Source organism: Psychrobacter sp., assembly GCF_041554015.1.
GTDB lineage: Bacteria > Pseudomonadota > Gammaproteobacteria > Pseudomonadales > Moraxellaceae > Psychrobacter.
Genome location: NZ_JBFFMS010000026.1, coordinates 1 through 20,513, shown reverse-complemented (window position 1 = coordinate 20,513; position 20,513 = coordinate 1). Strand labels below are relative to the sequence as shown.

The window sequence follows — 20,513 nt, the reverse complement described above, 5'->3', positions numbered from 1 at the left end:
ATGTCTAAAACTGCGGTAACAAGACAAAGTGATGCCAACAGTACTGTTAAGGAACATCATCAGCTGCATTACCTTATGTGGTTTCGTCGTGACCTACGCATCCATGATAATACCGCATTGACAGCGCTATGCGAGCGCGCAAACGCAGATAACGCTCAGGTCAGTGCAATATTCTTTCTCACTCCTAAGCAATGGCAAGCGCATGATATGTCATTAGCCCAGCTTGATCATATCGCTCGCACCTTACCCATCCTAGCAAAAGACTTACGAACACAATTAAATATAAAACTGACCGTGCAAGTCTGTCCGAGCTTTTCTGATTGTGTTGAGGCGCTAGACACTTTATGTCAAAACAATAATATCAGCTGCATAATGGCAAATCATGAGTATGAAGGCAATGAGATTAAGCGTGATAAGCAACTAACCAAACAGCTTGCAAGGAGCAATATAGAGTTTATCCGCTGGCATGACCAATGTATCTTGCCACCACAAAGTATCACTACCAATGACGACAGCATGTATCAAGTGTTTACTCCATTTTATAAAAAATGGCGACATACCTTGGACGTTAGCACCATACAAATGCATAAGGCAGCCGCCATAAATGGCAATACTAAAACCAAACTAGACATATCAAACGCCAGCGCTACTATTGACGACATAAAAAGGTTGATCAAAGAAGCAGTCAAAGATTATCAAGAGGTTGTACAAAATACTGGCTTATTACACCATATAGATATAGACGCTCAGCTTGAGCATGCACGGGCTGCCTACCCTGCTGGCGAAGCTGCGGCTTGCCAGCGTTTAAAGGATTTCATTGCTGATGATATTGATAGCTATGATATCAGTTGCGATGTACCTAGCCTACACGCCACCAGTCAGCTATCTGCTTACCTGACTATAGGTTCAATCAGTCCTAGACTTTGCTACTTACAAGCTACTAAAGCATTACACGACAATAATAGCGATAACTCTGATAATAACGACATCAACCGCTGGATAAGTGAGCTTGCTTGGCGAGATTTTTATCGTCATGGACTGGTCGAAAAACCAGCGTTGATACGCCATCAAGCCTATAAACAGGAAACTGATAGCAAGATTAATTGGTCATATAATCAAAAGGATTTTGAGGCATGGTGCGTCGGAAAAACTGGTGTGCCATTGGTCGATGCAGCGATGCGCTGTCTTAATGCGACGGGCTTTATGCACAATCGCTTGCGGATGGTGACGGCGATGTTTTTAACCAAAGACTTGCTGATTGATTGGCGCTTGGGTGAGCGTTATTTTATGCAGCAATTGATAGATGGCGATTTTGCGTCAAATAATGGCGGTTGGCAATGGAGCGCGTCGACTGGTACGGATTCAGCGCCTTACTTTCGTATCATGAACCCCTTTAGCCAAGCCAAGACCCATGACCCTGATGCGGTATTTATCAAAACGTGGCTACCTGAGCTAAAAGCCATTCCTGCCAGCATATTGCATAGCGAGGATAAGATGCGTAAAGAGTTAGCAAAGGGTGGTAAGTTTGCCAATATTGACTATCCTGTGCCAATGGTCGAACATAAAGCTACACGCCAATTGGCGATTGCTGAATTTAAAAAATAGCGACGCATGACATCAACACTAATACCTCGATTTACTAAGAGTTTCGGCTATTGCAGCTTACTCACACTATCTACCCTTACTAGGACGTGTCATCATTTTAAAAATGATGATAGAAATGAGACAAACTACCGTCAAACAAGGAAAGTAGCGCACATAATATCGAGATATTAAGAAGCTATTTGACGATGTTTGGCAAAATCTAGCTATTTTTAGCCACTTTAGAAAGTAATCGATTGAATTGAGGACACGCTCTAGTATTAGCTGGCTGCTTATAATATACGGGTTTGGATAATGTATAGGGCATAGGCTAGTAGAGTGAAGCTTATAATTAACAGCACCCATGTCGCAAAAGAAAGCGATTCCTTCGCTTTAGGACGCTTATTAAGCTGACGTTCAGAGTCAGAAGACGGTTTATTATTAAGAGTTGTCATATACGCCACCTTTTATATAGGGTTATATTACCAACGAAATTCATAAGTTCATTATGAATAATAGATAAGCTTTACTATACAATATAAATGGCGTTACTTTAAGTGTTTCCAATTAATAAGCTGATGCAAGATTATCTATGCATTCTATATATTGTTCAATGGCAACTGACAGGAACCAGCGCCTTGCGTGGTGACCGTCACCACTGCACCGGTTAATGCAAATAGCTGCTGTAGCTGCGTTTGCGCATTTTCTAGCGCCATAGTCATCACATCACCGCGGCACGCACGCTCAAGCACTTCTTTTTTAGCCATGCTTTGTGCTTGTTGCAAGATTTTCGGATCGACTTGCATCATACCAAAAGCCCCCGTTTGCCAATCATAAATCTCGATATCATCTAGGTATACTGAAAATATCTCTGATGGCGGCAGGGTAATATTAATCTGCGGCATAGTAGCAACAGGACTATTACCATCAGCGTTTTTTGCAGCATTTACTTCTGACTCAGTAGGCTGTACCACCTGTACCATATCAGGCGTCAATGCACTCAAATCAATACCCGCCTCTACGCGACCACGCGCGACAAACAGCGCCTTTTGCTCATCCTGCCAAAGTTTCATCCAACTGCCCGGACGTTGACTGGTAATCACCGTATCAACACTAAACGCCACGGTCTCTAGTCGATTCAGTTTCTGAATTTGCATCACCACGCCTTCACGAGTAATGGTTTCTATCGGCGCTTCTTTGCTATCATTTTGTAGCGCATAAATAGCAAACGCGATGGCAGCAAGACCAACGAGCAGTACTATCCACGACATCAGAGCAATCGGTTTTTTCACTTGCTGTTTATTGGCATTATTATCATCAAGCGGATGACGGTTATCAGAGTTGGTCATGTAAGCTCCTGTCTTTTTATCGTTCGAGCATATTATAGTTTGATCATAAAACGGATAATCTTATTAGTTAATGAGATTTCTTTTTAACAATTTCAAGCAGTTACTACCAATCTTCCACATAATGAAGATGTTACCACTTCATTTTAAAAACTTTCTTATGATTTACCTTAGAAAATACCGATTAAGCTCTTTATTGACCAAATAAAGGATTTTTGTCTGACCCTTTGTCACATTTAGAACAATTGGGACTGAAAAAACAAAAAGTCATTGCGTCTTACCCTAACTTTACCTAACATAGTCAGGTTGTACGCTTAAAATATCGCCATACTTTCTTTTTTGGGACTTATACCTTTAATAACCCAAGATTAATAACCCAAGTTAGAGAGAACGATATCTTGCTACAAAACCATAATGTCATACTCTTTTTTAAGAGGCTGTTGTAAGAGACGATTAATGAACGCCCTGCTCACTAGCGTACTGTCTGTTGCTGTACTTTCTAGCTAGCTGAGCATGTCCTACACTATTACCAAGTAATAACAGGTCATCTGGCGTCGGCCATCACACCACACGCTCAACATCCTACTATTTCTTATTTATTTTATCGTTGATAAGGTTCCGCTTTATTTATGAAAGCCAGTCAATTTTTATTTGCCACGCTAAAAGAAACACCCAGTGATGCAGATATCGCTTCAAGCCAATTAATGGTCAGAGCCGGTCTGATTCGTAAAATCGCTTCTGGATTATATATCTGGTTGCCAATGGGTCTGCGCGTGTTGCAAAAAGTCGAGCGTATCGTTCGCGAAGAGATGCAAAATATCGGCGCTCAAGAAGTGCTGATGCCAATGACACAGCCTGCTGAGCTTTGGCAGATGACCGGACGCTTTAACGACTATGGTCCTGAGCTATTGCGTTTTAAAGACCGTCATGATCGCGATTTTGTATTGGGCCCAACGCACGAAGAAGTCATCACCAATCTTGCTCAAGGCGAGCTACGCAGCTATAAACAGCTACCGATCACCTTTTTTCAAATTCAAAATAAATTCCGTGATGAGATTCGTCCACGCTTTGGGGTGATGCGCGCGCGTGAATTTACCATGAAAGACGCTTATTCATTCCACGTAGACCAAGCGTCATTGGCAAAAACTTATGACGAGATGTATGACGCTTATACGCGCATATTCACCCGTTTGGGTCTTGATTTCCGTGCCGTACAAGCAGATACCGGCTCAATCGGTGGCTTTGCCTCACACGAGTTCCATGTGCTAGCAGATAGCGGCGAAGATGATATTGCGTTCTCTGATTCATCTGAATATGCCGCTAATGTCGAGCTTGCCGAATCGGTGAGCACGGCAGAACGCCAGCCTGCAACGATGTCGCGCGAGAATGTCGATACTGTCAATATGCCAACCTGTGAAGCGGTCGCTGAGTACTTAAATATTCCACTTGCTACCACGGTCAAAACCTTGATTGTGCAAGGTCATACCCCAGAAGGTGAGCCGCAGCTTATCGCTGTGGTATTGCGCGGTGATCATACGCTAAATACCATCAAAGCTGAAAAAATCGAAGAAGCCAATGTGCCGCTCACGATGGCAACCGAAGAAGAGCTAAAAGCCGCTGGTCTACATAAAGGCTATATCGGCGTTGAACTTGATATGCCAGTCTTTGTTGATCGTGCAGCAGCGGCGCTGTCAGACTTTGTAGCAGGTGCTAACGAAGTTAACAAGCACACAATCGGTATGAACTGGGAGCGTGACGCGCATATCACTCGTATCGTTGATATTCGCAATGTCCATGAGGGCGACCCTTCTCCTGATGGTAAAGGCACGCTACAGATTAAACGCGGTATCGAAGTCGGTCATATCTTCCAGTTGGGTGATAAGTACTCTCAAGCGATGAACTGCACAGTATCAGGTGAAGATGGTAAGCCGGTCACCTTGATGATGGGTTGTTATGGTATTGGCGTCAGTCGTATCATCGCGGCTGCTATCGAGCAGAACAACGATGAAAACGGTATTATGTGGCCAGAGACACCAACCGTTGATGACTCAATTGCCCCGTTTGAAGTTGCTATCGTACCGATGAAGTCCAAAGAAGACACTGTTATGGAAACAGCAACGGCATTGTATGAGGAGTTAAAAGCCCTTGGTGTCAATGTCTTGCTTGATGATCGTAATGAGCGCCCGGGCGTGAAATTCGCTGATCTTGAACTGATTGGTATTCCACATCGTATCGTAGTCTCTGATCGCAACTTGGCAGAAGACAAGTACGAGTACGTTAATCGCCGTGATAGCGAGAAACAACTGCTTAGCCGTGATGAACTACTGGCCAAAGTCAGCGTTAAATAGTGTAAAAGTAAAATTAGTAATACAAAAAAGCGCCTATCTCATTAAATGAGTTAGGCGCTTTTTTATGCTAAGAGCTTTATATAAAAATATTCACAATGTTTTTACTACTGACGAATCAAACGGCTCGGCACTGGCAATAATGCGATATCACTGACGCGACAAGGATTGATATCGATGCCGCCGCGGCGCGTATACCAAGCGCGTACCATCAGCGCACTTGGCTCATAATATTGACTCAAATCAGCAAATATCTGCTCAACGCATTGCTCATGAAAACCATTATGCTGACGAAAGCTTAAAATATAACGCAGCATATTGGCGTTATTAACTGGCTTATTACTAGTAATCGACACCGCCAACGTGCCCCAATCTGGCTGATTGGTCACTGGACAATTGCTACGCAACAAGTTGGAATAAAGGCTAAAAGTTTTACCCTCTGATATTTGTGCGTCACTTGAACCCTGTTCTAATAATGACGCATCGGGATGCTCGCATAACGCGACTTTGTCAGTACTGTCCGCTAGCGCATCATCGATACAGACACCATCAGGTTGAGAAATTAGCAGTCCTGAGCACTCATTATCTAATTCAAACAACTCAACCTTAACGTCAGCTTGTACGCACTCCGACAAATCTTTCGCTATTAGCGCTTGCACATCTGCCCAGCTGCCAAACTCAGTAAAGTTGATACTGTTCAGATAAAGCTTCAATGACTTTGATTCGACAATAAATGGCGAGCTTGCCGGAATACCAAAGCGCGCTATCGCAACCTGTGAGATACCTTGCTTATTTAACCATGACAACTCAAACGCCTGCCACCAATCGACACCTACTGCCAGCTTGTCATCTTGCCAGCCAATGACGTCACGACCCATACTGCGAGCAATCGGATATAAGGTTTCTGGACTATACTCAGTTGGATAATCAGTGGTTTGTTCACCCAAGATACCGTGGATACTCATTGGTACTTCCTAAAAATAATAATTAAAATTAAATAGCCGTCAAAATTGTTATGCGATTATCACTCTAACCAACTGCTAAACCGCAATAAAAAATCATATAAAGCCATTATTTTTACAAGCGTACGCGAGAACCATTGCTTAGTAAGCGATAAGCGATGGTATAAAATATCGCACAGAATATAAAAATAGCAGCCATTGAATACCAGACATTGACGTCAGAGTAGCCCAAAATTCCGTAGCGGAATGAGTTAACCATATAGACGATTGGGTTCAATAATGAGATATTTTGCCAAAATGGCGATAAATTTTCCATCGAGTAAAATACCCCACCTAAATAAGTTAGCGGCGTTAATACAAAACTTGGAATGATAGAGATATCATCAAAAGAGCGGGCAAATACTGCATTGATAAAGCCGCCCAAGGAAAACAAAATCGAGGTACCAAGGACCGTAAATATGGTCACAAATAAATGCTCAATACCCAAATCAGTAAAGAACAGCGCCACGATCGAGACAATGATACCAATCGCTAATCCGCGAAAAATACCGCCGCTGATATAACCCATCAAAATCGCATGTTTCGATACAGGCGAGACCAAAAGCTCCTCGATACTGGCGGTGAATTTGGCACTAAAAAAACTTGAAACCACATTGGAGTAGCTGTTGGTGATGATCGCCATCATAATCAAGCCGGGCACGATAAACTGCATATATGGCACACCGCCCATCTCACCCACACGGGGTCCAATCATCTTACCAAAGATGACAAAATACAGACTCATGGTAATGACTGGCGGTAATAATGTTTGCGGCCAAATACGTAGAATCCGGCGCACTTCTTTGACCAAAATAGTACGAAATGCAATCCAGCGTTGTGCAAAGTTCATGCGGTATCTCTCCTAAGCGCCTATACTTGTTAGAGCAAATAGTCTCTATTACAAGCAAAGTTGCCCATCTGATTATTCTATTTAATATATATTGAATGCAGACTTATTAATCATAGAGCCTGATTACTCATAAAATTCGTTATAAAGCCCAACTTTTAAAGGTAGCTAATGCTACAAAGCTACGAGCTTAAAGGCTCATGAAGACTTTTATCTACCAGACGCATAAACAGCTCCTCTAACCGGTTGGCTTTATTACGCATACTGGCAACCGTAATACCTTGCTCAGACAGCTGAGTAAAGACACCATTTAGCGACTCACCCTCTGTCAATGTCACCTCAATGGTCAAATCATCCGGCTGTACGACACCCGTTACCCCATTTAAGGTAATTGGGCGCGTTAAGGGCGTTGCCACATCAAAGACAAAAGTTTCAACAGATAACTGGGCGAGCAAGTCCTTCATCTCAGTATTAATACGAATCTCACCATGATCCAAAATCGCAATGCGCTTACACAGCTGCTCAGCTTCTTCAAGATAATGCGTGGTTAGAATGATGGTGGTGTTTTCTTCAATATTAATCTGCTCCATAAACTCCCACATTGAGCGGCGCAGCTCAATATCTACCCCAGCAGTCGGCTCATCTAATATCAACAGACGGGGTTTGTGTATCAGCGCACGCGCAATCATCAATCGACGCTTCATACCACCTGAGAGCTCGCGCGATTTATTATTACGTTTGTCCCAAAGCCCTAATGCTTTAAGCAGTTTTTCTGCTCGCGGTTTTGCTTCTTTTGCTGCAATACCAAAATAACCCGCTTGCGTAATAAGAATGTCTTCAACTTTTTCAAACTGATTGAAGTTAAACTCTTGCGGCACCACACCCAAGAATTGCTTGGCTTTTGAGGGATCAGATAGCAGATCGGTGCCAAAGATATGGACGCTACCGGCTGTTGGCTTAAAGAGCGAACTAATGATGCCAATCATCGTTGATTTACCCGCACCATTTGGTCCCAGTAATGCAAAGAAGCCCCCTTGCGGAACGGTGAGACTGACGTCTTTTAATGCCGAGAAGCCATTGCCATAAGTTTTGGACAAATTCTGAATCGATAGTGCTGGTACTTCAGACATGAATACCTCTTTATGAATAATTGATCTAAAAGATGCTGTATCAGCATACTCATTCTTATAATCGTTGCTGTCGTGTATTAATGTGAGGCTAAAGGGAAGCTATTTCAACGGTGGTATATCATAACGATGATATTAGTCCTATCAATCGTGCATAAAAAAGCACCTACCTCACTATGAGATAGGTGCTTTTTTATGTATTGCCTTTTAACGCGTGATCGTAAAGGTAATACATAAAAACTAGCTGGCTTCAGCAACCATATAATCAACGGCGTTTTGAACTTCTTCATCAGGAATGTCCGCACCGCCTTTGGCAGGCATCGCATTGAAACCATTAATAGCATGGTTATACAAGGTATCTTTACCTTTTGCTATACGAGCTCCCCAAGCACCTGCATCACCCAATTTAGGTGAGCCAAGCAGTCCTGACGCATGACAAGTTTGGCATACGGCACTATAGACGGCTTTACCATCACGAGGTCCGTCGCCCGCTGCTGGACCAGCAGAACGAGCCGTCACGTCACAAACTTCGTCGTCTTCAAAACATATTTTGGCAACAGGTTGAATACGAGCAATTAAGTTTGGATATAATGCGATCAGCTTTTGGACTTGCGGCGTATCTTGTGGAATAGGCTCTTCGACAGCAGCTGGTGCGGCGGCAGCAGTTGCCTCAGCTGGTGCATCGGTTGCTACCGCGTCTGCTGGTGCAGTAGCATCAGCGCCATCCGTAGTGTCAGCCGCCGCTTGAGGTTCATCACCTAACTTTTTAGGAGCCTCTTCGACAACCTCTTTGCCCTCTGCAACAGCAGATATAGTAACGGGTGTATCTATAGCACTTTCAGCTTGGCTCACAGCGATACTAGCGATTCCTAGAATGGCAGCTGCCGATAACATAACTACTTTTCTCATTCGTCACGTTCTCTTTTTACGTATACAAGGGTCAACATGGCTTAGACATTCTGTCTGTCCTCCTTTGACAACAAACTGTTATCAATAGCAAACAGCCATCCCGCATGCGAGCGCACTTGTAATCGGTGATTATAAATATGGATTTTCCCTGACATTATAAGGGAAAAGACGGGTAGATTGCCATGCCTGTTTGCGGACTATGCTGTTTTTTCTTAAAAAACCTCAATAGCTGCCTTCATTCATTGGCTTTATGAGTTTTATTTGTTAGACTAAGCGGTCTTTATTTTTAGGCACTTTTGCGCTCGTAGCTCAGTTGGATAGAGTATCGGTCTCCGAAGCCGAGGGTCGTGGGTTCGATTCCCGCCGAGCGCACCAATCATCATATTTTACCCTTCCCTAGCATTACCTCAACTTTATAAAACCTTTTAAAACAAAGCCTTAACGCTTTTATTGTTAATAAACTTGTCTATTAACAGCTATAAAATCTTGTATATATTGTTGTTAACCCGATTTTATGCTTTCTATCGTTCTATTGTTTACCCGCTCTACTCTAAGCCAGCACTTTCACCTATCTACTCTGCTTCTTGCAAATTGGCATCTAGCTGCGCGCGGCTAGGTACCCGGTGATAGTTAAACACCGGTATGTCTCCTAAACGGCGTTGACTGGCAGCCAGCTTGGGATCAATTGTAATCATAGCGATTTTTATATTTTGCCGACTGATGAGTAAATGACTGCCCTTTCTAGTGACACGATAATCAGGAAAATGCTGCTTAATCATCTCCGCCGTTTTCTGTAGCCCGTCATTAAGCGATTTGTTGTTATCTTTTGACTTTATATTATGCAAGTTATTTGGCGCACGTGATTTTGCAAAAAACCATAGTCCAATGATAATTGCCGTCAATATGACAAGCCACCAAATTCCGTCTATCATAATAAGGGATATCCATTACTAGTAAGGGTTAGCGTATGTTAGCAGAATTATCATCAGCGTTAATAGTAGAAGTAGAGCGCGCCGCCGAACTATTAAAAGCAAAACAGCGTATTTGCCTCTTAACGGGCGCAGGGATTTCGGCAGAAAGCGGTATACCTACTTTTCGCGATAAGCAAACTGGCTTGTGGGAGAACTATCGCGCTGAGGATTTGGCGACGCCTGATGCTTTTGCCCGTGACCCAAAGCTGGTATGGTCTTGGTATCAATGGCGCAGACAGCTGGTGGCGAGTAAAAAACCAAATCCTGCCCATACAGCTTTGGCGCAGTGGCAATATCATAGTCAATCGACCAATCAGCAACTTACCCTTATTACTCAAAACGTCGATGACTTGCATGAGCAAGCGGGCAGCACTGTTACCCACTTACATGGCAATCTGTGGCGCAATCGATGTAGCCGATGTGAGACACCTTATCAAAATCAAAACTCATCAAAAAGCGCTTATGACAGTGAAGATAGTATCGACTTTGATGAAGCTTTAATTACTTGCCAGCATTGTGATGGGTATATCAGACCGGACATTGTATGGTTTGGAGAGTCGTTGCCAGCGCAAGCATGGCAAATAGCAGAGGATGCTGCTGCCGATTGTGAGGTATTTATCAGTATCGGCACGTCCAGCCTTGTTTATCCTGCTGCCGGACTGGCACAGTCCGCAAAACATAACGGTGCCAAGATTATCGAGATAAATCCCTATCCAACGCCAAATACGCTAGTTGATATTACGCTGGCAGCAAAAGCGGGTGTCATCCTGCCAGCGTTGATAAAAACAATGGGCATACTATAATAGGTAAACCGTTAGCCTACCACTTGATCGACTTTGTTTAAATACTGCTGCTTTAGCTCATCACTGATAAATGACGATCTAAAAGAGTTTTTTACCAAAGTGATGATATCGTCTTCTGTCAGCGGTAAATTTTCGCTGATATTAATAAAGTTTTGGTTAATATAACCTTTAAAGTAAGCAGGATCATCTGAGTTGACAGTAATATTTAGACCATAATCTAGCAGCTCTTTAATATTATGCTCTTTATAGTTATCAAATACCCTTAACTCAATATTAGAATTTGGGCATACGGTCAGCGGCATCTGCTCATCTTTTAGACGCTGCATCAGCTCAGCGCTTTTGATAGATTGTACGCCGTGGTCGATTCTACTGATACCTAATAAATCCAGTGCCTCATAGATATAAGAAAAATCTGCTTCTTCGCCAGCATGGGCAACCAATTTAAAGCCTTCTTCTTTTGCCTTTTTAAAGACATCTATAAACTTCGATGGCGGGTTGCCTAATTCAGAAGAATCCAAACCAACACCGATAATATCGTCTTTAAACGGCAATGCTTGCTCTAATGTCGCAAATGCTTCTTCTTGTGATAAATGACGCAAGAAACACATAATAATACAAGAAGTAATGCCATATTGCGCCTTAGCATCAGCCAGTGCGCGCTTGATACCTGTTATCACGGTTTCAAAAGCTATCCCTCTTGCGGTATGCGTCTGCGGATCAAAAAATATCTCTGTATGAATGACATTGTCCTCAACGCATTTGAGAATATATTCCCACGTCAAATCGTAAAAGTCATCCTGCGTCATCAAGACATTGGCACCGGCATAGTAGATATCTAAAAACGTCTGCAGATTGGTGAAGTTATAAGCATTACGCACATCTTCTATATCTTTATAAGGAATCTCTATCTGGTTCTTTTTTGCCAATCTAAACATCAGCTCAGGCTCGAGCGAGCCTTCAATATGTAAATGCAGCTCCGCCTTTGGCAGTTTCTTTATCAACTCAATCATAATATTCCAGTATTGTTCGTGACATAGGTTATCTATGCAAAAGACCCTTCTAATGCTTGCTAATAAATAGTATTTATTTTAGAAAAACCACGGTATCAGACAGCTCGTTCCCTGACGGGTTTTGCTCCAGATGATAGTATTGGCGCAGTACTTGACCGACCTCATCAAGTAGCTCAGTCAAGCTTTCTTCTGTTTTTTGATTGGCTATACCGACTACGGCTTTGTCACACATTGCCCGCCATACGGTTGGGCTAACATGAGCACTGATACCGCGATCAGCGACGATCTCAAGCTTATGCTCGCAAATATTGACATATATTAGCACACCCGTATTTTCTTCAGTATCCCAGACTCGATACTCACTAAACAAATCAATCGCACGGTCACGGCAGTCGCTATGGTAAGCCTCTTGAATAGGTAAATGATTTTCTACGATTAAAAACACCTCACCACGATGACCTTGCTCAGCCAGTGTCACCTGTTCTGTCAACCGAGCTTTTGCTGCAGGTGTTAACCACTTACTGTGCAAGACTGGGACAAATAAGACTTGGCGCCACCAGCGGGCAAAGCTGGATTTTGAAGCGTTATTCTCTGCCATGATACTATTTCCTCAAGTACGTCATTACTAATGGTTATGTAGTGTTTTTACTAGGCAGCTATATTAAGTAGCTCCCTAGTCCTTGAATAAAAACCGGCTAACGCTTACCAAGAACCGCCAGCGCCGCCACCACCAAAACCACCACCGCCACCGCCGAAGCCGCCGCCACCAAACCCACCGCCGCCGCCCATACCCGGTAGGAATATCATGCCGCCGCCTCGACCGCCACCAGAGCCACCTTTACCGCCACCGCCGCCACGTGCTATTAAGAACAGCCAGATAAATATCGCCATAATGATGGTCATAAATAGACCACCACCTAATGCCAATGAACCTGCCACAAAACCACCCGCCGTCAGTATAGAACCAAATACCCGACCAAAAATACTGGTGATAAAACTACCAAATATCATCGCCATGATGAATAGAAAAATAGGCGATGGTAGCTCGTCTGAGCCTTGTTGAGCGGTACGCTCCGCTGCCTGCGCGTCGGCGCGAGCAAGCACCTCAGGATCAGCAGATAAACGGGTTTGTAAAGCTGTAACGCCTGCCAATATACCAGCGCCATAATTATCTTGTTTAAATAAAGGCGTGATATCCTCGCGAATAATACGATTGACCGCTGCGTCGGGTAATACGCCCTCAAGCCCATAGCCTGTCAAAATATACATATCACGGTCATTGACTGCGACAACCATTAGCAAACCATCATCGATATCTTTACTGCCTAGCTGCCATTTTTCAGCAACCTGCAAGGCATAATCAAAGATAGGCATCCCATTGGTTGTTGGGACAATGACCACTGCTGCTTGTGCTAAGCCATTCTGATAAATAGTACGCAGCTGCGCCTCTAAACGCTGTTTTTCCTGCGGGTTCAGAATATTGGCTTGATCTATCACAGGGTTGTTTAATATCAGCTTGTCGGCAGTGACACCTTCAGCTGTTGATTTGACAGGGGGGCGTTTGGTGGTATTTGTCTCTGCCACGCCCTCATTAGACGCATTAGGGTTAATGGCCTCATTACCGAGTATGGTTTCGTTAATCGCCTCATTGCCTAACACAGCATCATTAATAGCTTCATTAGATTCAGCAGCTTTTGCAATGGCCACTAAGTCTTCTACACTGCGATTTTGTGCGGTGCTATCTGCAGCAAGCGTGCTGTCATCGGGCGCTGCATATAATGTAGATGTGCTGCCCATGATGAGGGCAAATAACAACGCTGCTAGGGGTGTTTTTAAATGAGTCATTAAATGTATACCACCTCAAGTCAGGTATTTACTAAATTGATAGCTAAAGCAGCCATTTATAAATGTCTAACAAATCCATGTCATGCTTGCTGCTCTAGCTGTTTTTAATGGCTGAACGATATAACCACTGCTTCGATGTTAATCAGCAGTTATTGAACAGCTATTGAGCAGTCTTTGACTCGCTGTTGTCGAAATCTACGCTTGGCGCTGTAGAAATCTCTTTTTCATTCGCCACGCTAAAGTTTGGCTTAGCATTCATGCCAAAGACTTTGGCCGTAATATTGGTTGGGAATTGACGCACGGTCGTATTGTAACTCTGTACTTCTTGAATATAGCGATTACGAGCAACAGCGATACGGTTTTCAGTACCTTCTAATTGCGCTTGCAAATCTTGGAACAAAGCATCTGATTTTAGCTCAGGATAACGCTCAGATACCGCCATTAGACGCGATAGCGCACCGGTCATCTGTTCTTGCGCCGCCGCATAACGCTCCATCGCTTCAGGATCGTTGAGCACCTCTGGCGTTACAGTGATGCCACCCGCGCGTGAGCGGGCTTCAGCTACTTGGGTAAAGACTTCTTGCTCTTGCTTAGCATATTGCTGTACGACTTTGACCAAGTTTGGCACCAGATCCGAGCGACGTTGATACTGGTTGACCACTTCTGACCATGAAGCGGTTACTTGCTCATCTTGCGCCTGAAGATTATTATAACCACAGCCTGTCAAGCCAACAGTAGAAGTTGCCAATACCGCCGATAGTAACATGGGTTTTACAATAGATTTACGCGTCATTGTGGAGTCTCCTAATAATGATAAATATCAAACAACTGACAATAAGGTTTTACCTGCTTTTTTAAGACCAGCTTACCTACTATGGCTATATAAGCCATTGTTGTATATTGTGGTAATAATGGCGCTATAACACTTTTTTTACAATTGATCGTTACCAAAACACAACCGCAAGCAACGACATGTAGCACAAGCTTTCGCCTTGTTTTGATTGTGTATTTACATAACATTACTTATTTTTATCAATCAAAAAGATACCCAACTTAGAACAAAAGAACGCTTACGCCATTGCCTACGGGAATCCTTACTTCTACAAAGCCTATCAAAACATATATCTACTCTCTTACTAAGAAGAAATTTCTAGTAATTGGGTAAAAAATGTGGCAAATTGCAGTTACGTAGCTGTACGGTTTGCACACATTTGGTAGTGGACTTATTTATTTTATAGTATTAGCGATTACTTATTTTTCTTTGAAAAGGAATCCTTGATAAATAAATCATCGCTTTATGATTCTATTACACAATTGTGATCAGCTGATACCGCTCATAGCAAGTTGAATACCATCAATATGATGAGTATTTAAAATTATAACCGCCTGTTTTATCCATTGGTCTATTTATAACAGCGTTTATGTTTATAGCAGGATGGCAGATTATAAAAGTAATAAGACAGTAAAAGGAAGGCTGTTATCGTCAATTGATTGACACCTATAAATAGGTAGCATTCATTGGCAATGCGCTATAGCCAACCTTCAGAATAAACCAAGCGGATAAACACAGACAACTACAGTCCATTCTTGGTGGCTATACATATATGAAGCTTAAGCTACGGTTTTAAGTACATGCAGATAATTTGAGGGGTTAACTTTAATAAGGATATTAAACGGTTAACTCATTCGATGCATACTCATATATAGTCATTTTGAGACAGTTGAAGGAATAGATATATGGAAAGTTTAGTCAATTTAGTAAACGGAATTATTTGGAGCCCCGCATTAATTTATTTATGCTTGGGCGCAGGTCTATTTTATTCCATCATGACGCGCTTTGTACAAGTACGTTTATTCGGTGAAATGATCAAATTACTATTTACTGGTAAATCTAGTGCAGATGGTATTTCTTCATTCCAAGCATTGGCAGTAGCCCTAGCTGGGCGTGTCGGCATGGGTAACATCGCAGGCGTAGCAGCAGCTATCGGCTTCGGTGGCCCTGGTGCCGTATTTTGGATGTGGGTTGTTGCTTTTCTAGGCGCATCTACTGCTTATGTTGAGTCTACACTGGCTCAGATTTATAAAGAAAGAGATGTGGTAACTGGCGAATATCGCGGTGGCCCTGCTTACTATTTTGAACGCGCGCTTGGCCAAAAATGGTACGGTATACTTTTTGCTATTGCCTCAATCTTAGCTTGTGGTATGTTTTTACCAGGCGTACAGGCAAACGGCGTTATCAGTGCTTTCGCACAGGTAATGGGCGAAGGGTCTGTCGTGAGCCTTGGAGCCTTAGAAGTCGGTTCTATGCGTCTGGTCGGCCTAGCTATCATTTTAGTGATTTTAGGTATCATCATTTTCGGCGGTATCAAACGTATTGCAACGTTCACTGAGTTTGCAGTTCCATTTATGGCAATCGGTTATATTGCCTTAGCCCTTATCATCATGTTCAGCAATTTCAGTTTAATTCCTGATGTATTTGGTTTAATCATCAGTGATGCCTTTACGGCACAAGCTGGTTTTGGTGCGGCAATTGGTTGGGGTGTCAAACGTGGCATTTACTCTAACGAAGCTGGTCAAGGTACAGGTCCTCATGCTGCTGCCGCTGCTGAAGTTGAGCATCCCTCACAGCAAGGTTTGGTACAGGCATTTTCAGTTTATGTCGATACACTATTAGTTTGTTCTGCTACTGCATTTATGATTTTATCTACTGGTATGTACAATATTCAAGGTACTTTACCAGAGGGTCAGTTCATCGTACAGAACGTAGCTACTGCCACTGAAATCAATTCGCCAGCCTTTACCCAAATGGCAATGGAATCAGTATACGGTACTTTTGGTAATGTCTTTATCGCTATCGCTGTATTCTTCTTTGCCTTTACCACTATTTTGGCTTACTACTATATCGCTGAAGTAAACGTTGCTTACTTAACACGCTTCCTTGGTCGCGGTGCCAACAAAACTGGTCTCTTCTTAGTAAAAGTCCTAATCATGGTGATGGTTGCCTATGGTGGTCTTAACTCAGCCGGTTATATTTGGGCAATTGGTGATATCGGTGTTGGTCTTATGGCTTGGCTCAATATTGTTGGTATCCTTGTCATCTTCTTTGTGGCCCGTCCAACGCTTACCATGCTTAAAGACTACGAAGCACAGCGTAAAGCTGGCGTTACCCGCTATACATTTGATCCGGCAAAATTCGGTATCAAAAACGCGCCATATTGGGAAGAGCGCCATTTAAAAGAGCAACAAAGAATGTCTGCTGATCCATTACGTAAAGAGTATAAATAATATTCTTTAACATTATTATCTAATGCTTCTAAGCAAAAGCCCGAGACCATAGTCTCGGGCTTTTTGTATTGGTATATCAGCTACTGTTTAGAACAGCAACTTAATCAGGCAAACCATCACAGCTTATTTAGGCAATAACACAGTATCGATCACATGTACCACACCATTAGTTGCCATCATATCGGTTCCAACAATATTGGCTGTATTGCCGCTTGCATCAGTAATGACATTGGCTTCACTAATCGTAATGGTTTGACCATTTGCTGTTTCGATAGCAGTACCATACGGAATATCAGCAGCTTTTACCACCATAGGTACAACATGGTATGGCAGCACACTTTTTAGTAAATCAGTATTGGCCAATAATTCCTCTTTAGTAACGTCGAGCTTGGTCAATACAGCCGCAAATGCATCATCAGTTGGTGCAAACACAGTATATTTGTCCTCAGCCATTAGCATAGAGTCAAGTCCAGCAGCCTGTAGTGCCGCGGTCAAGATGGTTAAATTCTCGTTACCAGCTGCCATCTCACCAATGGTCTGCGTTGCTTCTTCTGCTACCATAGCAGTGTCAGTTTCAGCCATTGGTTCAGGGGTGACTTCTGGTTCAACAACGACATCAGTGGTTGCTTCTGGCTCAACTGGCTCAGTCACTACTTCTTTATCATTACAAGCAGCTAATGAAAGTGCTGCCGTCACAACGGCAATAGATAATAAATTCTTTTTTAACATAGGACATTCCTTTGAAGATAGATAACGATTAGATAGAAGGTATTTTATAGATGAACGTATTTTACAAACAATGCATTAGAGATCAGAGATAAGAAAATCATTTGAAGCAAATTCAATCTTAACCGATTGATTTTTAATTGATATATTCTTCGGTAGTCGCACTGTATCAATCACGTATACAACACAGGTATTTCGTTATCTCAATTGCTAAAGAATTTAAGAGCTGCATAGAACAGCTCTTAAACGATGAATATTATGCTTATATCATTGTAAGTCTATAGATTTGCGTTGAAACTATTTGGGCATTAACACTCTATCAATCACGTGTACCACACCGTTACTGGCTTTGATATCAGTTTTTAAGAGATTTGTCATACGTCCGCTTTCATCCATCAGCTTGCCTTGGGCTGTGACCGTGAGTGTGTCTGCACTTAACATAGTCACATTACCTGGTCTCACATCATTAGCATAGATAGGGGCTGCGGCGTTGATGACATGATAGCTTAAGATTTTGGTCAATAAGGGCTTATTGGCGAACAGTTGGGCTTTGCTCATACCGGTTTCTTGTAGCGCTTGCATAAAGGCGGCATTGGTTGGTGCAAGAATTGTGTAATTGGCATTAGGGTTGGACAAGACACCTGCCAGATCAGCAGCGACAACCGCTTCGACGAGTACAGAGAAATCAGGATTACTCTGAGCAATTTGTACCACATTCATTTTCGCCATCGACTGGCTATGAACTGATGCATTTACAGAAGCACTTGGGGCAGGCATCATATTATTACAAGCACTTAGACCTGCTATTGAGAGTGCTAAAGTACCAAGAGCTGCGATTTTGATGATTTTCATGACATTATCCTTAATGATTGAATGACTATAATCTGTTGGTTTTTAATACGGTTTAACAGATGAGATTGGCTCTCCTTAGCACTCAGATTTACGTGTTTAAATTTAAGCTGTTAGATTCAAGCTTTTAGATTTAAATATCACAGCTTTGCACCTTGGTCGCTGATTTTACATGGCGAATTTACCTATGATAAATAGACAAGTTGCAGACTAAAAACCATCAACCTTTACTGATAAGGTATGCTAATGAAACCTCAATCCTTCTGAAATTAAATTAACATATAGTTTGGGCGTGTAAACGGCTATTTACGCTACTTTTTGTCGTAGGCGTGTAATCTTTAACTGTGTTATAAAGTGGTAATTTTGCTTTTATAATCATAACTAAAGCTTTATGTAATCCTAAAGATAAATGATATTCATTTGTGCTCAGACGCTTTATGCAATAGACTTTGATAACCTCACAATGGCAATATATTTTCTGCTAAAATTATCACGATTTATCGACTATTTCTGATCGAAATTGATGGTTTTGACACCTTATCTATTGAAAATAATAATGATTATCTCCTCTTCTTTTTTATAACATTGACTCTATAAGCAGCGCTCCTATGACTCCAACAGCCCGTTCTCAAAATGAAACCGCTTCAACCACTCTTAATGCCAATCCTACTGACTTTATATTAACCCCGCCTGAAGTGTTTCCGTATAAGGCGCAGCAGCTAACGGCGCGCGCGCGTATTACTGAGCAACTGGCAGCGCGGATATTGATGCTTGATGGTGCAATGGGCACCCATATTCAAAACTATAAACTGCAAGAAGCGGACTATCGCGGTGAGCGCTTTGCGGATATCACGCAAGATGTACGCGGCAATAATGATTTATTGGTGCTCACGCAGCCGCAGATGATTAAAGAGATTCATCTGGCGCATCTAGAATCAGGCGCGGATATTATTGAGACCAATAGCTTTAATGGTACGCGTCTGTCGATGGCAGATTACGATATGCAGCACCTCGTGCCTGAGCTGAATAAAACGGCTGCTCGGATTGCCCGTGAAGCTGCTGATGAATACACTACCAAGAATCCAGAGAAACCACGTTTTGTCGCAGGCGTTATTGGACCAACATCGCGTACGTGTTCATTATCGCCTGATGTCAATGACCCCGCGTTTCGTAATATCACCTTTGATGAGCTAGTACTGAATTATCGTGAGGCAACGCTCGCACTTATGGAAGGTGGCGTTGATATCATTCTGATTGAAACCATCTTTGATACACTCAATGCCAAAGCAGCAATATTTGCGGTAACCGGTGTATTTGATGATATCGGGTTTGAGTTGCCGATTATGATATCAGGTACGATTACGGATGCTTCAGGTCGTACGTTATCAGGACAAACCGCTGAAGCTTTTTATAACTCCATTCGTCATGCTAAGCCGTTATCGGTTGGCTTTAACTGTGCACTCGGTGCAGATGCGCTACGTCCACATATCCAAACCTTGTCCAATATCGCCAATACCTATGTCTCAGCGCATCCAAACGCAGGTTTGCCCAATGAGTTTGGTGAATATGATGAAACTGCTGAAGAAACCACAGCCCTGTTAGAAGGCTTTGCTAAAGCTGGTATCTTAAACATCGTTGGTGGCTGCTGTGGTACTACGCCTGAACACATTCGCCAAATTGCTAAGATGGTCGCCAAGTACCCACCGCGCGTGATTCCTGAGATTGCACCTGCCTGCCGCCTGTCAGGGCTTGAACCCTTTAACATCACGCCTGACAGTCTATTTGTCAATGTTGGTGAGCGTACCAATGTGACTGGCTCAAAGAAATTCTTACGCTTGATTAAAACCGAAGCCTATACCGAAGCCCTT

At 42.7% G+C, this 20,513-nt stretch carries 17 protein-coding genes and 1 tRNA gene; 6 read left to right on the top strand and 12 right to left on the bottom strand.

The features are described from left to right. Positions 1-1,605: a deoxyribodipyrimidine photo-lyase gene (locus tag ABYU67_RS08030; protein ID WP_372844479.1), complete on the top strand. Its 1,605-nt coding sequence runs from the start codon at positions 1-3 to the stop codon at positions 1,603-1,605. A gap of 575 nt (positions 1,606-2,180) precedes the next feature. Here the strand turns inward: ABYU67_RS08030 and ABYU67_RS08025 are convergent. Continuing rightward, a complete protein-coding gene (locus ABYU67_RS08025; protein WP_372844478.1) occupies positions 2,181-2,930 on the bottom strand; it encodes a DUF4230 domain-containing protein in 750 nt (249 codons plus the stop codon). 626 nt (positions 2,931-3,556) lie between these two features. On the opposite strand from ABYU67_RS08025, the gene ABYU67_RS08020 reads away from it, so the two are divergent. After that, on the top strand, positions 3,557-5,275 hold the full coding sequence (locus ABYU67_RS08020; protein ID WP_372844477.1) for a proline--tRNA ligase: 1,719 nt from the start codon (positions 3,557-3,559) through the stop codon (positions 5,273-5,275). 104 nt (positions 5,276-5,379) lie between these two features. Here the strand turns inward: ABYU67_RS08020 and queF are convergent, their stop codons facing one another. The 4 genes from queF to ABYU67_RS08000 all read right to left on the bottom strand — a co-directional run bounded on the left by queF (position 5,380) and on the right by ABYU67_RS08000 (position 9,156). Then, entirely contained in the window at positions 5,380-6,237 is an 858-nt protein-coding gene (gene queF, locus ABYU67_RS08015; RefSeq protein WP_372844476.1) for an NADPH-dependent 7-cyano-7-deazaguanine reductase QueF, read from the bottom strand. Positions 6,238-6,349: 112 nt separating this feature from the next. Further along, entirely contained in the window at positions 6,350-7,123 is a 774-nt protein-coding gene (locus ABYU67_RS08010; protein ID WP_372844475.1) for an ABC transporter permease, read from the bottom strand. Between the two features lie 179 nt (positions 7,124-7,302). Further along, positions 7,303-8,250: an ABC transporter ATP-binding protein gene (locus ABYU67_RS08005; RefSeq protein ID WP_372844474.1), complete on the bottom strand. Its 948-nt coding sequence runs from the start codon at positions 8,248-8,250 to the stop codon at positions 7,303-7,305. 237 nt (positions 8,251-8,487) lie between these two features. Then, positions 8,488-9,156, bottom strand: coding sequence for a cytochrome c5 family protein (locus ABYU67_RS08000; protein ID WP_372844473.1), 669 nt, complete (start codon positions 9,154-9,156; stop codon positions 8,488-8,490). A 298-nt stretch (positions 9,157-9,454) separates the two neighbouring features. Between ABYU67_RS08000 and ABYU67_RS07995 the strand changes: the two genes are divergently transcribed. Next, positions 9,455-9,531 (top strand) — tRNA-Arg (locus ABYU67_RS07995). A gap of 197 nt (positions 9,532-9,728) precedes the next feature. Here the strand turns inward: ABYU67_RS07995 and ABYU67_RS07990 are convergent. Beyond that, on the bottom strand, positions 9,729-10,088 hold the full coding sequence (locus ABYU67_RS07990; RefSeq protein ID WP_372844472.1) for a hypothetical protein: 360 nt from the start codon (positions 10,086-10,088) through the stop codon (positions 9,729-9,731). 35 nt (positions 10,089-10,123) lie between these two features. Here ABYU67_RS07990 and ABYU67_RS07985 point away from each other — a divergent pair, with 35 nt between their 5' ends. After that, positions 10,124-10,930: an NAD-dependent deacylase gene (locus ABYU67_RS07985; protein WP_372844471.1), complete on the top strand. Its 807-nt coding sequence runs from the start codon at positions 10,124-10,126 to the stop codon at positions 10,928-10,930. Between the two features lie 11 nt (positions 10,931-10,941). Here ABYU67_RS07985 and ABYU67_RS07980 read toward each other — a convergent pair whose 3' ends face one another. The 4 genes from ABYU67_RS07980 to ABYU67_RS07965 form a co-directional block, all read right to left on the bottom strand. Beyond that, entirely contained in the window at positions 10,942-11,940 is a 999-nt protein-coding gene (locus ABYU67_RS07980; RefSeq protein WP_372844470.1) for an adenosine deaminase, read from the bottom strand. 73 nt (positions 11,941-12,013) lie between these two features. Continuing rightward, complete coding sequence (locus ABYU67_RS07975; RefSeq protein ID WP_372844469.1) at positions 12,014-12,538, bottom strand: TPM domain-containing protein; 525 nt, start codon at positions 12,536-12,538, stop codon at positions 12,014-12,016. 104 nt (positions 12,539-12,642) lie between these two features. Continuing rightward, complete coding sequence (locus ABYU67_RS07970; RefSeq protein WP_372844468.1) at positions 12,643-13,785, bottom strand: YgcG family protein; 1,143 nt, start codon at positions 13,783-13,785, stop codon at positions 12,643-12,645. Between the two features lie 160 nt (positions 13,786-13,945). Beyond that, complete coding sequence (locus ABYU67_RS07965; protein WP_372844467.1) at positions 13,946-14,578, bottom strand: LemA family protein; 633 nt, start codon at positions 14,576-14,578, stop codon at positions 13,946-13,948. A 944-nt stretch (positions 14,579-15,522) separates the two neighbouring features. Between ABYU67_RS07965 and ABYU67_RS07960 the strand changes: the two genes are divergently transcribed. Continuing rightward, positions 15,523-17,070, top strand: a complete 1,548-nt coding sequence (locus ABYU67_RS07960) for an alanine/glycine:cation symporter family protein (RefSeq protein WP_372844466.1) — start codon at positions 15,523-15,525, stop codon at positions 17,068-17,070. A 123-nt stretch (positions 17,071-17,193) separates the two neighbouring features. Here ABYU67_RS07960 and ABYU67_RS07955 read toward each other — a convergent pair whose 3' ends face one another. Beyond that, positions 17,194-17,799, bottom strand: a complete 606-nt coding sequence (locus ABYU67_RS07955; protein WP_372844465.1) for a fasciclin domain-containing protein — start codon at positions 17,797-17,799, stop codon at positions 17,194-17,196. Positions 17,800-18,093: 294 nt separating this feature from the next. Further along, positions 18,094-18,648 (bottom strand): fasciclin domain-containing protein, encoded by a 555-nt coding sequence (locus ABYU67_RS07950; protein ID WP_372844464.1) that lies wholly within the window; start codon positions 18,646-18,648, stop codon positions 18,094-18,096. Between the two features lie 764 nt (positions 18,649-19,412). Between ABYU67_RS07950 and ABYU67_RS07945 the strand changes: the two genes are divergently transcribed. Further along, on the top strand, positions 19,413-20,513 hold a 1,101-nt coding region (locus tag ABYU67_RS07945; RefSeq protein ID WP_372844498.1), incomplete at its 3' end, for a homocysteine S-methyltransferase family protein.